12 protein-coding genes are annotated in these 13721 nt (G+C 67.2%); 6 read left to right on the top strand and 6 right to left on the bottom strand.

Going from position 1 to position 13721, the window contains the following annotated elements:
* Positions 1 to 239 precede the first annotated feature (239 nt).
* A complete protein-coding gene (locus ACFXJL_RS18575) occupies positions 240 to 767 on the bottom strand; it encodes an ATP-binding protein (protein WP_384643447.1) in 528 nt (175 codons plus the stop codon).
* A 222-nt stretch (positions 768 to 989) separates the two neighbouring features.
* Between ACFXJL_RS18575 and ACFXJL_RS18580 the strand changes: the two genes are divergently transcribed.
* Positions 990 to 1205, top strand: coding sequence for a DUF397 domain-containing protein (locus ACFXJL_RS18580; RefSeq protein WP_384643499.1), 216 nt, complete (start codon positions 990 to 992; stop codon positions 1203 to 1205).
* 86 nt (positions 1206 to 1291) lie between these two features.
* Positions 1292 to 2194 carry a helix-turn-helix transcriptional regulator gene (locus tag ACFXJL_RS18585; RefSeq protein WP_358881520.1) on the top strand — a complete coding sequence of 301 codons (903 nt, stop codon included), beginning with the start codon at positions 1292 to 1294 and terminating at the stop codon, positions 2192 to 2194.
* A gap of 179 nt (positions 2195 to 2373) precedes the next feature.
* Here ACFXJL_RS18585 and ACFXJL_RS18590 read toward each other — a convergent pair whose 3' ends face one another.
* Complete coding sequence (locus ACFXJL_RS18590; protein ID WP_358881519.1) at positions 2374 to 3186, bottom strand: SAM-dependent methyltransferase; 813 nt, start codon at positions 3184 to 3186, stop codon at positions 2374 to 2376.
* 550 nt (positions 3187 to 3736) lie between these two features.
* Between ACFXJL_RS18590 and ACFXJL_RS18595 the strand changes: the two genes are divergently transcribed.
* The 3 genes from ACFXJL_RS18595 to ACFXJL_RS18605 are packed head-to-tail and all read left to right on the top strand — an operon-like array spanning position 3737 to position 6940.
* On the top strand, positions 3737 to 4786 hold the full coding sequence (locus ACFXJL_RS18595) for an iron-siderophore ABC transporter substrate-binding protein (RefSeq protein WP_358881518.1): 1050 nt from the start codon (positions 3737 to 3739) through the stop codon (positions 4784 to 4786).
* Between the two features lie 13 nt (positions 4787 to 4799).
* The gene (locus tag ACFXJL_RS18600) at positions 4800 to 5831 is read left to right on the top strand and encodes a FecCD family ABC transporter permease (protein WP_384693680.1); all 1032 of its coding nucleotides are present in this window, start codon (positions 4800 to 4802) and stop codon (positions 5829 to 5831) included.
* A complete protein-coding gene (locus ACFXJL_RS18605) occupies positions 5828 to 6940 on the top strand; it encodes a FecCD family ABC transporter permease (protein WP_384693683.1) in 1113 nt (370 codons plus the stop codon). Before ACFXJL_RS18600 ends, ACFXJL_RS18605 begins: the two co-directional genes overlap by 4 nt.
* Before the next feature lie 177 nt (positions 6941 to 7117).
* Here the strand turns inward: ACFXJL_RS18605 and ACFXJL_RS18610 are convergent, their stop codons facing one another.
* On the bottom strand, positions 7118 to 8065 hold the full coding sequence (locus ACFXJL_RS18610; protein WP_384693686.1) for a hypothetical protein: 948 nt from the start codon (positions 8063 to 8065) through the stop codon (positions 7118 to 7120).
* A gap of 81 nt (positions 8066 to 8146) precedes the next feature.
* Positions 8147 to 8590, bottom strand: coding sequence for a hypothetical protein (locus tag ACFXJL_RS18615; protein ID WP_329013008.1), 444 nt, complete (start codon positions 8588 to 8590; stop codon positions 8147 to 8149).
* A gap of 219 nt (positions 8591 to 8809) precedes the next feature.
* On the opposite strand from ACFXJL_RS18615, the gene ACFXJL_RS18620 reads away from it, so the two are divergent.
* Positions 8810 to 9835, top strand: a complete 1026-nt coding sequence (locus ACFXJL_RS18620) for an ArsR/SmtB family transcription factor (RefSeq protein WP_384693689.1) — start codon at positions 8810 to 8812, stop codon at positions 9833 to 9835.
* A 145-nt stretch (positions 9836 to 9980) separates the two neighbouring features.
* Here ACFXJL_RS18620 and ACFXJL_RS18625 read toward each other — a convergent pair whose 3' ends face one another.
* Both ACFXJL_RS18625 and ACFXJL_RS18630 read right to left on the bottom strand, forming a co-directional pair.
* Positions 9981 to 11435, bottom strand: coding sequence for a glucoamylase family protein (locus ACFXJL_RS18625; RefSeq protein WP_384693692.1), 1455 nt, complete (start codon positions 11433 to 11435; stop codon positions 9981 to 9983).
* A 358-nt stretch (positions 11436 to 11793) separates the two neighbouring features.
* The gene (locus ACFXJL_RS18630; protein WP_384693695.1) at positions 11794 to 13641 is read right to left on the bottom strand and encodes a glycoside hydrolase; all 1848 of its coding nucleotides are present in this window, start codon (positions 13639 to 13641) and stop codon (positions 11794 to 11796) included.
* Between the last annotated feature and the right edge of the window lie 80 nt (positions 13642 to 13721).

The raw sequence follows: 13721 nt of genomic DNA on the forward strand, positions 1-13721 counted from the left end.
GGCGGCCTTGACCTTCGGGGAGAGCGCACCCGCGAGTCAGTCGGCGGGACGGTACGTCTCACCACCCGGAGCGCATCCATGGCGAGGCGGTCCCCCGCCGTGCTCCGGTGTCGCCGAGGGACCCGGAGGTCTCCCGACCCCGGATCACGGGCGGGAGGTAGCCGGATCGCGGTCTGATGGACCGGGCCTCAAGCCTTGACGAATGCATTCTTCAAACGCGCACACCTACCGGGCGCGTATCAGCCCATGCTCGGCTGCAAGGACAGGGTCGCCCAGACGGTCTTGCCCCGAGGAGGAGTGAGCGACCAGGACCACGTCCGACTCAAGGCACTGATCAGGGCGAGGCCCCGGCCACCCAGTGCCGACGCCTCCGCATCCCTGGGACAGGGAGGGCGGGAACTGGGGTCGGTGACCGCGCAGACCAGTTCGTCGGGGTGGAGGAAGATCCCGAGCCAGACGGGGTACTCCCCCTGGTCAGCGGTGCCCGGCTCGACCGCGTGTTGAACCGCGTTGGTGACCAACTCGCTCACCACCAAGCCCGCGTCGGGCAGCAACCGCTCCAGCGCCCACCCATCGAGGGTCGCCGCCAGGAAGCGTCGCGCCTGAGGCGCGTTGCGCAACTGCCCATCCAGACCGCAGGCGGCGAATCCGGCGGGGCGACCGCCTTGGCTCATGCCCCACGGAGGCTCGTTCGACGCGGTTAAGCCCAACGGCCAGCGCACACCGGGGGCGGCGGCGCGCGACCGGCTGCCGTACCTGGTGCTCACGTTCGCCGAGGCTGGCACATGGGTCGTCACTGGTCATGTCCCCCTGGAGGCTTCGGACTTCGGGCGCTGCGGCAGCCGCCGTGCGACGAGTATGGTCGAGTATCACGTCGGAATGCAATTGCATCTGAGATTGCAAATGGGATTGCATGGACCGGCGCCATCTGTCACGAACATACGTACGGAGAGCAAGGGGCTGTTGCGGTGGAGCGTTTCTTCAACGGCATGAGTGCAGGCGCACTGAGTGCTACGACATGGACCAAGAGCAGTCACAGCAACGCGACGGGCAACTGCGTGGAGTTGGCCCAACTCCCGGGCGGACGGGTGGCGATACGCAACTCACGCGACCCTCAGGGGCCGGCACTGATCTACACGCGCGACGAGATAGCGGCGTTCGTGGCAGGCGCCCGGGGTGGCGACTTCGATTCCATGATTGGCTGAAAAACTACACAGGAATGTCATGTTCCGCCCCTGCGGAGATTCGGTAATGGATACTGGCTTCTTCCCAGCGTCCGCAGGAGCGCCCGATGGCTGCAACCGACCCGAACGAGTCGTTGTTCGTACGACCCCTTGGGGCGGTGGAGAAGAACCCAACCGCACTGAAGGTGATCCTCGGCGGCAAATTGCGCGAGCTGCGCGTTGCCGCCGAGCTGGATCCAGCCGACGTGGATGGTCGGCTCGGATTCTCACGCTCGAAAACAAGCCGAATCGAACTGGGGCGCCATGGGTGCAAGCAGGCAGATGCCCTTGCGCTGCTCGCCTTGTATGGAGTAGATAGCGAAGACCGCATAGCCGAGTTCCTCCGACTGGTCGAGCAGTCCCGTCGTCCTGACTGGTGGCGCTCGTTCAGCGATGTCCTCTCGGACTTCTTCACCCCGCTCGTCGCGCTGGAAGGCGCCGCGGAGCGCATCCGAACCTACGAGCCCTTCTACGTACCGGGGTTGCTCCAGATTCCTGCGTACACCCGGGCCGTCATCACCACCGGCCCCGGGCAACTGCTCGCCCACGATGTGATGCGCCGGGTGGAGTTGCGGCAGGAGCGGCAACGCCACCTCGACGCGCCGGACGCACCGCACCTGTGGGCCGTCATCGACGAGTCGGTGTTGTTGCGCACCGTGGGCGGTCCCGAGGTGATGCGGGCACAGCTGGAGCACCTCATCACCATGATGGAGCGGCCGAGGGTCTCCCTCCAGATCGCTCCACTCGATGTGTCCGCCTCCGTGGGCGTGGGAACGGGCGTCAGCTATCTGCGCTTCGCGCTGGGTGACCTCAAGGACGCCGTCTACATCGAGCACCTGACGGACTCGACGTTCACCCAGAAGCCCCAGACCGTCGAGCAGTACCGGAACATGTTGGACCGACTGGGCGCCTGTGCGCTCACACCCGCCGAGTCCAGAGCCATGTTGGAGAAGCGACTGAGCGCCTACTGACTCCGTTCGACCGCGACGAGGCCGCCCGGGACACCACCCCGGGCGGCCTCCTGCGTTGGGCCCGAATCCCCTCAGCACGGCTCACCGGTTCGGGAACGGAGAACGGCCCTGTTCCTCACGCCGGCGGGCGTGGGGAACAGGGCCGCTGTGTGGTTGACCTGCGACCTCTCGACGGCTGGTCAGCCTATGGAGGCCACGCCACCCCATTCGAGCCACTCGTGCGTCTGCTGCACGGGAGCGAGGTCGGTGTCCGGCCGCCAGGTGGAGACCTCGACCAGGCCGGGTTCGAGAACGTTGAACCCCTCGAAGTACGCGGCGACCTCACGCTGCTCGCGGACCCGTCCCCAGTGGCCGCCCGTCGCTTCGGCCATGAAGTCGGTCACGAACTTGCGGATCTCAGGCCGGTCACTGACCAACTGGCACACGACCAGGAAGCTACCCGGTACCAATTTCTCCGCCACCTGCCGGACCAGGGCTGCCGGATCGTCCTCATCCGGGATGCAGTGCATCACGGAGACGAAGAGTGCCGCGACCGGCTGGCTGAAGTCGATCAGCCGCGTCGTCTCCTCATGGGTGAAGATGCCCTCGGTGTCACGCATGTCCGCCTGGATGACCGCCGTGCGGTCATTCTCGTTCAGCAGGGCACGGCCGTGGGCGAGGACGATCGGATCGTTGTCGACATAGACGACCCTGGACTCCGGGGCAACAGCTTGGGCGACCTGGTGGACGTTGTCCTGCGTCGGTAGACCTGAACCGTGGTCGATGAACTGGCGTATGCCGTACTCGCTCGCGAGGAGCCGCACCACTCGCTGGAGGAAGCGGCGGTTGTTGACCGCCAGTTCCTTGGTGCTCGGAACCTGCTTCAGCAATTCTTCACATGCTTCGCGATCCGACTCGTAGTTGTCACTACCCCCCAGGTAGTAGTCGTACATCCGAGCAACGCTCGGGACAGTCGTGTCAATGGCGTCCGGGCGCCATGACTCCCCACGCATCCAGCCCTCACCCGCGTTTCTTCAACAGGAGCTACAGGGCGACCATGCTAGGGAGCAGGTGCTTCCGCGGATAGGTCATCCGGGAAGGACCGACCCTACGAGAGACATTTTCAGCCATATTCGTACAGGCATCCGAGATTTGATTAAGACTCCGCAGGTCAAGCCCCTCAACCTGAAATCGCCACGATGCCCATTTTTGTACGAGTTCGGCCGGCCAGGTGAATAGCAATCCCAGCCACAGGCGACCCCATGGCCACCTGTTGATCTTGGCCGATACCTCGGCACTCCCGTCACTGCCGACACTCCATCGACGGCCATGCCCCTCGAACCGTCGGCACTCAAGGTCGAAAGCACGTCGACGGCGGCTCGAACAGCGGGCCCGGAGCGCGGCCCCAAGGGGTGGTTGAACGTTTCGCCAATCGTAGCTTAGGCTTCCCTAAGTCGATCAGGGCCGCACTGTTCCGTCATGTCCGACATGCCACGACGGCTGCGCCATCCCTCGCCCGCTACTCATCGACCACTGTGCACTTCAACTCCATGAGGAACATCCATGCTCGGGTTCACTCGCGTGCGTCGTCGCGCGCTCGCCGCCGCGGCCACCGCCGCAGCCGTAGTCCTCACGATCGGCGGTTGCTCCTCCTCCGGCGAGAGCGACAAGAAGACCTCGGGATCCTCCGAGAAGAGCGGCGGTGCCTTCCCCGTCTCGATCAAGAGTGCGCTCGGCACGGCCGAGATCACCAAGGAGCCGAAGCGCGTGGTCACCCTGGGGCAGGGGTCGACCGAGACGGCGATCGCCCTCGGCCACACCCCCGTGGGCATCGAGAGCTACGCCTGGGGCAGTGACAAGACCGGCTATCTCCCGTGGATCCACGAGGCGGTCACCAAGGCCGGCGGCAAGCTGCCCAAGCAGTTCGCCGGCGGTGAGGAGATCGACTTCGAAACGATCACCGAGCTGGAGCCCGATGTCATCCTCGCCCCCTGGTCGGGCGTGACCCAGGAGCAGTACGACATCCTGAAGGACATCGCGCCGACGGTCGCCTACCCCGACCTGCCCTGGTCCACCAACTGGGACCAGCAGATCGAGATCGTGTCCAAGGCGCTCGGCAAGCCGGCGGAGGCCGCCAAGCTGAAGGCGGCGATCGAAAAGCAGCTCGCCGACGCTGCCAAGACCCGGCCGAACTACAAGGACCTCAAGTTCTCCTACATCTACAACACGGGTCCGGGCACCCTCGGCGTGTTCCAGGCCGAGGAGCAGCGGGTCAAGATGGTCTCGTCGCTCGGGCTCACCGTCGACCCGGTGGTGAACACCTTCAAGGAGACGAAGGGCACCGACTCCGCGCTCATCGGTCTGGAGAACGCGGAGAAGCTGAAGGACAGCGATCTGATCTTCACGTTCTACAGCGACGAGAAGAACCGCAAGGAGATCGAGTCCCAGCCGCTCTACAAGGCGATCCCCGCGATCCAGAAGGGTGCCGTGGTGGTCGGTGACAACAACCCGTTCGTGACGGCGTCCTCGATCATCAACCCGCTGACCGTCCCGTGGGTCATCGACCGCTATCTGCCACTGATCGACAAGGCCGTCGTCGCCGCGGGCAAGTAGGCGCACCCCACAGATGACTACGGTCACTTCCGTACCGCCGAGCAGTACCACGCGCAGTGGTGCTGCTCGGCGGGCGTATGCGCTGGTCATCGGGCTGGCCCTGCTGACGGTCACCCTGTTCGCGAGCGTGATGATCGGCAGCCGTCCGACGTCGCTGGGCGATGTGCTGGACGTGCTGTCCGGCACCGCCGACATCCAGGTCACGACCATCGTTGAGAGTCGCTACCCCAGGACGGCGCTCGGAGTCCTGGCGGGTCTTGCCCTGGCCGTGGCGGGCACGCTGATGCAGGGCGTCACCCGCAACGCACTGGCCGAGCCCGGGCTGCTGGGAATCAACGCGGGCGCATCGGCGAGCATCGTCACCGCGACCGCCTTCTGGGGTGCCACCGGAAACACCGCCGTGATGTGGTGGGCGCTGCCGGGAGCGCTGGTGGCAGGAATCGCCGTACAGGCCATCGGATCGGTCGGCTCCAGCAAGAGCCAGGTCAGATTGGTGTTGGCGGGTGCCGTGCTCTCAGCGGTGCTGATGGCCTACATCCAGGCGGTGACCCTCAGCAAACCGCAGGTGTTCGACAGCTACCGCTACTGGGTGGTCGGGGCACTCGGTGGTCGGGACTTCGACGTGCTTCAGGCGATGCTCCCCTTCGCCGCCGCCGGCTTCGTGCTCGCCGTCCTCCTCGGGCAGAGCCTCAATGCGCTGGCGCTCGGAGATGCGACCGCCGCGTCCTTGGGAGTGAACCCCTGGTTGGTGCGCGGGGCCGGACTGCTCGCGGCAACTGTGCTGAGCGCCGCGGCGACCGCGGCCGTGGGTCCGATCGCCTTCGTCGGACTGGCGGTGCCCCACATCGTGCGCGCCGTGGTCGGGGTGGACTTCCACTGGCAGATCGTGTTCTCCGCAGTGGCGGGGCCCACCTTGCTGCTGATGGCGGACATCGCGGGGCGGGTCGTGATGCGTCCGCAGGAGTTGATGGTGGGCATCGTGACCGCCTTCGTCGGCGCACCCGCACTGCTCATGGCCGTACGCAGGATGAGGGGGAACGCATGACGAATCCGCAGACGGTGGCGCCCCCCTCGTCCGATGCGGCGATCGAGCGGGCCGAGCGCACGGCCGGCCGACCCGCAAGGGCTCGGACCATGCTCACCCTGGGGCGTACGGTCGCCCTCCCCGTCCATCGGGTGGCGCTCGTCACGGCCTGTGCACTGCTGGTGCTCACCGCCGTGGCCGCGGTCGCCACTTTGACCCTGGGGCGTCTCGGCATTCCGCTCGCCGAACTCGGCAGCGCGCTCACCGGTGGCGCCGAGGGCAAGAACGCCTTCGTCCTGGAGCGGCTGCGCGGCCCACGGCTCGTCGTCGCGCTGGGAACCGGCTGTGCTCTGGGAGTGTCGGGAGCCCTGTTCCAGTCCGCGACGCGCAATCCCCTGGGAAGTCCGGATGTGATCGGCCTGGGCGCGGGCGCGGGGGCGGGGGCGGCGTTCGCGGCACTGCTCCTGCCGGGCGTGGTACCGGTCCCCGTCGGAGCGCTTCTGGGAGCGGTCCTCGCCATGGGACTGGTGTACGTCTCCACGGGGACGGGGTTCCGCAATCCTGCTCGGCTGGTCGTGGCGGGCATCGGTGTCGCAGCGATGTGTACCGCGGTGACGCAGTACGTCGTGTACACCATGGAGAGGGACAAGGCGTCGACCCTGTCGGCGTACGTCAACGGCAGTCTGTCGGCGCGCTCCTGGGACGACGCCACCACGATCTGGGTCGTGGTGCTCTGCACCGCCCCGCTGGTGGCCTTGATCTCACGCCGTCTGTCGATCGGTGAGATGGGGGACGACATCGCCCAGGGGCTGGGGGCCGGGCCCAGGAACACCAAGACCTTCGCGGTCGTCCTCGCGATCGTGCTGTCCGCGGGAGCGGTCAGCGTGGCGGGCCCCATCGCCTTTATCGCCCTCACCGCACCGCAGATCTCGCAACGGATCACCCGACTGCCCGGCCCGCATCTGCTGTTGTCCGCGCTGACCGGCGCCTTGCTCCTGGTCTTGGCGGATCTCTGTGCGCAGCAGCTCCCGCTCTTCGAGAACCTGCCGGTCGGCATCTACACGATGGCCATCGGAGGCGCCTACCTCGGCTATCTGTTGATGAGCGAGCGGCGCAGGGGAGCGCTCTGAGCTGGTAGGGAACGGGCACGGCTCCTACCGCCCCGAGGCCGACCCCGTCCAGCCGGGCACCGAGGATCTCTTGCAGATAGGTGGGCTGATGGTGGGATCGCTGCTTGGGATCGACCGCCCCCGGCGCCGAGCGGGCGGGCGCAGATCCGGCTGGTGGCGCCGCGTCCGCCTCGCCGCTCAGTGTCCTCGCAGCACACGATCGGCACGGGTCACCTGGGTGTCGATGTCATGGATGACCCGGTCCAGTTCGGCCCGGTGTTGTTCGATGGCCCGCCGCTGGTACGCCGCGTCCACGGCTGACCAGACCCCTACGACATTGGTCTCCCGCTTGCACGCGACGTCGGTACGGGCCAAGGCGATCTCCGCACGACTGGGATTCTCGGCGTTGTACTGGGGGGATGCGCCGGGGGCCTCGGTCGGATCGGCATATCGATGACCGTGCCGCTGCATGCACAGTGACCAGTCGCGGAAGACGGCCACCACCCGGGAGTCACGTTGCGACTGCTGGTGACTTCCGATGTTGATCGCTCCGACGAGTTCACGATTGCCGATCTTGTCGGGGTCCCCGGAGAGAGCGGCGGTGGCCTCCCCCAAGCATCCGCCCCGGGAAATCGGGCGTCCGCTGCGGTCCTTGTGCACGGGCGAGCCATCACGGTCCGCTCCGGTCGCCACGACCATCACTGCCTCGGACGGTGGTACGGACGCCGGTGGCCCCTTCTTCCGGGTACGCCCCAGGGGGGAGCCGGGCGCCGGGTGGTAACCGTACCTCGCCGCCGCGACGGGGTCGGTCAGCCCGTACCGGTGTGCCGTGTTGGCCGGGTTGAGCGTCCCGGTCTCCGCGGCGGACGCGGGCACCGGCCAGGTGTGTCCGTAGCGTCGCATGCAGGAAGCCGTCAGAACCGCCCGCGCCCGGAGCACCCGACCAACTTGGCGGTCGGTGAAGAGGTAGCGCTCGATGGGCAGTACGAGGGAGTCCACGGAGAGGAGCCGGTGGATCCGTCCGACGCTCGGGGGCCCTGCTGGCTTCCCGTCGTCCTGTGACTCTTGACCAGGCGCGCAGCCGATTGCGGTGGCGACCAGCGCGACGAGGATGACGATCGCGTGGCGCCCATAGGTCCTGCTCACGCTTTCCTCCCTGGCTGCGGGACGTGGCTCTCGGGCATGCGGGCGGCCCGCCCGTGCGCACACGGGCGGGCCTGGCTCAGCTCACTGCCACCAGCTGAGTGACGCATTGTTGTTGCGCACTCCGCTATTGAGGGCACGGGCGTTGCCGGGGTAGAAGTCGTCGTAAGGAGCCGGACCGCTCGCGTTCTGGTTCTCGTTGTAGTAGATCCGAGCGGTCCAGTTGGCGTCGTTGTTCCAGGCTCGATTGACGTTGTTCTTCACCGGCTGGCCGCTGCCTTCACCACCGGCGGCGAAGGTGTGCCCGGCGAAGTCGTTCACCCACCCCGCGTACTTGCTCCACGAACTGTTGGCGGACGCGCTGTAGTAGAGGTAGATGTTCCCGTCCCAAGCCGCGGCCCGCTGGGTGTGCGCGGAAGGGGCTGCGGAGTCGGAAGCGGAAGCAGGTCCGGTCGCCAGAACTGCCGTTCCCGCGAGGAGGGCCGCTGCGGTGGCGAGCGCCCCTGCCGTACGACGTACAGATGACATGGTGTCCTCCCGTTGTCGAGGTGTCGACAGAGGCCGTCGGCGGCCTGTGGCGCCACCCCGTGGTGCTTGTCATCGACGCTAGGGCCGGGGCGACAGAAGCCACATCACTTTCGGTCCTAGCCGAAATACACCCAATGGCGGATTTGGCTCTACCCGACCGGGCAGGGAGGCGGAACAGTAGAACACCTGGGATAGCAGCCTTTTCACGGGGGTACGTTCGTGCTGCGCATCCACTTCAGTGCCGAGGATCTCAGTCGGATCCGTCTGGCACCGGGACCCGATCCCGCCTGGGAGACACTGCTGAGCCTGCATGTCCTGGCAAGCCACGACAACGATATCGGGATGCTCGGCTGGCGGACCCGCATGCGGGGATCGATCGATCCTTCAGCACGCCCGCTGCTGCGGCTGGCTCCTCCGCGCGGGTACTCACCCGACTTCCTGACCCCTGCCGCGGGGACTGTCTGTGCCGAAAGCGGAATCGAAGCGATTCTCTCGACGCCTCGCACACAGCTTCGTACAGATCTCGCCACCCTCGGTCGGGAGCAGAGCCTTCCGTCCTGGGCGGACGCCCTGGCCCGCGGCGACGCGGGCGCGCTGCGCGGGCTGGGATCGGCCCTGCGGCGGTACCAGCGGCAGGCCCTGGAGCCGTACTGGGCCCAGATCACCTCAGCGGTGGACGCCGAACGATCGTCGCGGGCCGATGCATTCCTCTCGGGAGGCACCGAGGAGCTCTTGAACAGCCTGCACCCGGCCGTGCGGTGGAACCCGCCCGTGCTGGAGGTCGCGTATCCGCATCCGCAGGACCTCTTCCTCCAAGGGAGGGGATTGTTCCTGGTGCCCTCGTACTTCTGTCGGGGGACACCGATCTCGCTGAGGGACGGTTCGCTCGCGCCGGTGCTCGTCTATCCGATCAATCGGGACTCCCGCGCCCTGACACTGCATCAGGCTGCCTATGCGCCCGGCGCCGACACCTTGGCGCGGCTCCTTGGGCGCACCCGTGCTGCGACGCTCTTGTTGATCGCGGATGCGCAGGACGCGACCGGGGGCGAGATCGCCCGACGTCTCGACATCTCCCCCGCCTCGGCCAGTGAACACGCGACCGTACTGCGCGAGGCGGGGCTGATCAGGAGTCTTCGGGTGCGGAACACCATCCGTCATACGCTCACGCCCCTGGGGGTGGAACTGTTGGAAGGTCCCTTGCCCGCGGGCCCCGGAAACGGCGAGCGGTTGGACGCCCACTGTTGATCGGCACCACGGTCGGCTCTGGCTCGCCGTGCTTCCGGGGGTGCCGGTACGCATGGCGCCGACACCCCCGGAGCCTCAGCGCCAAGGTTCGTCCGGAGACAGAGGTACGAGGGTTGGGACGGAGGTGTGTTCCGCCCGGTACGGGTCAGATGCTGAAGCGTTCCTTCGCCAGCAGGGGCTTGACGCGGGCCTCGAACCCACCCGTGCGGAAGGGGCGTTGCAACAGCCCGGGGCGCAGTTCCTGGGCCAGTGCCGCGATGATCATTCCCTGGTCCAGTGCGAGGACGAAGTCGCTGACCCGGCCGGTCTTCACATTGACCGAGTCACGGAACCCGTACCGCTCGTCGTAGGCACCGAAGTCATGCGCGAGCGCCTTGAGGTTGGCGATCGCCTCCCGGCGGGCGTAGGGGAGGGCGAGGAAGGCTGCGTGCGGCGTGACGACCGAGCGGGACTGATAGCCCTCGACCTGCATACCGATGACATCGACTCCGTACTCGCTGTAGCCGCCTTCGGGGATGTTGGCCGGTGAGAACCCCCAGTAGCCGTACTTCTCCTCCAACAACCCGTGCTCGATCTGCGAGCGGACGTAGCGCTGGTGCGTGACGCCCCATGAGCGCCTGGCCCACTCCGGCTCCGGGACGAACAGGGGGACCATCAGCGCTTCGAACATGGAGCCGCCCCAGGTGGGGATGAGCTTGCGGCCCCGATGGGTGTAGTGGCCGTTCCAGATCCGGATGCCGTCGACGGTCGTGTACGAGCCCTGGGGCTTCTGCTCCTGCTCGTGCTCGGGGAGCATCGTGCGCAGCATGTGCCAGTAGTGGTCAGTGGGCAGCGATCCATCGGCGATCCCGAGGTAGCTCGCCATCCGTGGTTCCGTGTTGAGTGCGCCGTAGTGGTGACCGGTCGGCTCTCCGGTGTCCGTCCAGAATCCGCCGCGCAGCTGACCGGGTCCCTTGACCGGATCGGTCGGGTCGTACGGGGTGTAGAAGGTCGACCAGTCGGCGTCGGCGAGGATGCGGTCGACCCGGCGGCGCAGCCGAGGGTCCGCGTCGGCAGCGATGACGAGGCCGGTGACGAGCCACGCGTTGTCGACGGAGGAGAGGAAGGGACGAACGGGGGTACCGTTCTCGGGCCAGGTGGTGAGCACCGAGCCGTCGTACGCGTCGTACCAGTTGAGCCAGAAGCCACGATGGCGTTCGAGCTTCTCGACGGCGGCCACCATGTGGGCGAGGCGCTTTTGCATGGTGCTGCGCCCGATGACACCGAGCCCGGCGGCGGCGACGGTGGACCACAGCCCACAGCCGATGTTGGTGGGTGAGGTGTTGCGGGAGGGGACGGGCCGCCCTGCGACGCTGATGTCCGCCTTGTCCGCGGTGAGACCGAAGTCCGTTGTCAATGCCTCTATCGAGCGATGGGTATCGCGGAACCACTGACGCAGCAGCGTTGAATCAGAGGCATGAACACCTCGCGCGGGATTCTCGGTGGTGGACGCCTCGGGTACGTCCGAGGCGAAGGCGGGCGCGGCAAGCACTGGCAGGGAGAGCGCGGCTGCTCCGGCTCCCGCGGCGGTCAGGAGGGTTCGACGGTCGAGACGGTCCATGGACTTCCAGCTCCCGTTGGTCGGTATGGAGTCGTGTCGGTGGTGCACTGGGTCTCCCGGGCCCGGGAGTCTGCCGTCCTGACGCGACGGCAGCTCCCGGGCTGGGTGGGGGGTTGCGCCCATGGCGGCCCCGCCTCGCGACGGCACCCCCCGGGGGGCGCGGTGGGCGATCCGGTGGCGCGGGGAAGACTCCCGGTCTCGGGCGCGTCCACCGGTCCCCAAGCGTTCTCGTTCTCTTCCTTGGGGCCCTTGGGATCTCGCCGGGTTCGGGGGTCCAGGCCAAGTCCTGATGAGGGCCCTGAGATCGTGTCGTCGAGACCCCGTCCGCCTGACGGGGTCCCACGTGACACCCACTGGGTCAGGCGCGGGCCAGGCGCAGGAAGCGGATGCCAGGGTTGGGCAGATCGATGCTGAGCAGCACCGCTCCATCCGCGTTGGCGATGAAGGGGGGCAGTTGGTCCGCGGGCAGCCGGTCGGCAGCGCGCAGCTTCTCCCACTGTTGGGCGTCGGGCCAGTCGCCGCCGTCGAGTTCGTTCCAGACCGCCTGGATGTTGGCATGCTCTTCGTCCACGCGGCGCGAGACGACGTGGTAGGTGGCTCCGGGCTGGAGTCCGTCAATGTGAATGGTGACGGTGCGGTCGAGGGACCGGGCCCCATCGACCTTCGACTGGTCGAGGGTCCCGTTCCAGACGAGGACATCGAGGGTGGACGTGTCCTCGGCACGGGTGGCGATCGCCTCCACCAGGGCATCGGCGCCGTCTCCGGAGACGGCGGCGGGGATGCGTCCGCCGGCCAACTGGGAGAGGAGGTAGAGCGCCCAGAACCGCGGCTTGCGGAGATTTCCGACCGTCAGCAGACCGAACCCACCGTGGAAGAGCCGGTTCGGCCAGCCGAGCTCCTCGAACTGGTCGGATGCGACCCAGTAGGCGAGGCAGTCGGTGGAGGCGAGGGCACTCTTCATGCCGCGCAACACAAAGGGTGCGGCAAAGACGGAGTCGCTCACCCGGTGGAAGTGGGTGGGAGTGACGCCCCATTCGGTCCAGAGGATCTCCGGCTCTGGGCGCCCCGTCGCTTCGGCGAAGGCGCGTGTCATGGGCCGGAAGTCGAGGGGAGCGTTGCCGTAGGTGTGGGTGGAGACGAAATCAACCGGGACATCATGGGTTCGGCAGTGTTCCAACAGGGCGCCCACCCAGCCCGCAGCCGCGGAGGAGGGGCCACCGACCCTAATGCGCTCGTCGACGGCCTTGATCGCCCGCACGGCCACCTCGTACAGACGGTGGTAGTCGTCTTGGGTGCCGTTCCAGAAGACTTCGAGGTTGGCCTCGTTCCACACTTCGAACTCCCAACTCGCCACCTCCTCCTTTCCGTAGCGCTCTTGGAGGTGGAGGGTGAGGTCTCGGCAGAGGTCTCCCCAGCGCTGCCAATCACGAGGGGTCGAGACCAGCGCGCGGTAGTCGAAGACCGTGTACTCGGGGTCGGCGGCGAGTTCCCTGGGCATGAAGGAGAGTTCGACGACGGGCTTGAGTCCGGTGGCGAGGAATCGGTCGTAGACCTCGTCCAGGCCGGAGAAGTCAAAGGTGCCGTCGGCCCTGACGGAGACCGTCTCCGGGAGGAAGGTGCCGTGTGCCCGAACACTGCGCACCCCGATCTCATCCCGGACGATGCCCAGTGCCTGGGCGTACTCCAGGGCCACATCAGAACCACCGGCGCCCGGCTTGTCCCAGGTCAGCAGGGAGAAGTGTTCGGCACCGATCATGCGGTTCCACACACCGGGCAGTTCGCTGGTGGGAGCCGAGGCATCGAGTGCGACGGTGACCGCGGCGGGTGTGGCTCCTGCTGCGCGGGCGCGACCGGTAGCTGCTTCGGAGAGCTCGCCCGCGCCGCTGTCGGACCAGGTGGCGACCTTGTAGTGGTAGGTCCGCCCGGGCGTGACCAGGGTGTCTGCGTAGGGGGGATGCGGCACCGCCAGTACATCGCCGCCCAAGTGGTCGAGCGGTTCATAGGGGCCGTCGACACTGTCAGCCCGGTGGACGAGGTAACCGAGCGCTCCCTCCACGGGTGCCCAGTGGAGGAGCACCAGGCCGGTCCCGCCCTGAGCGGTCAGCCGATCGGGGGCGGGCAATTCGCCGACTCCGGTGAGTCGGGTATCGCTCGGCTTGCCGATGCGGGACTCCCAGTCGATGTGAGCAGCAGACTTATCAGTCATAACAGAACAAACCTCAGCATTGTAGGTAGGGGGAAGCGAGCGGTGATCAGCTCGGACCCACGCTCGGGCGCACGGCCGGT

The sequence above is a fragment of the Streptomyces sp. NPDC059256 genome, assembly GCF_042753785.1.
Classification (GTDB): domain Bacteria; phylum Actinomycetota; class Actinomycetes; order Streptomycetales; family Streptomycetaceae; genus Streptomyces.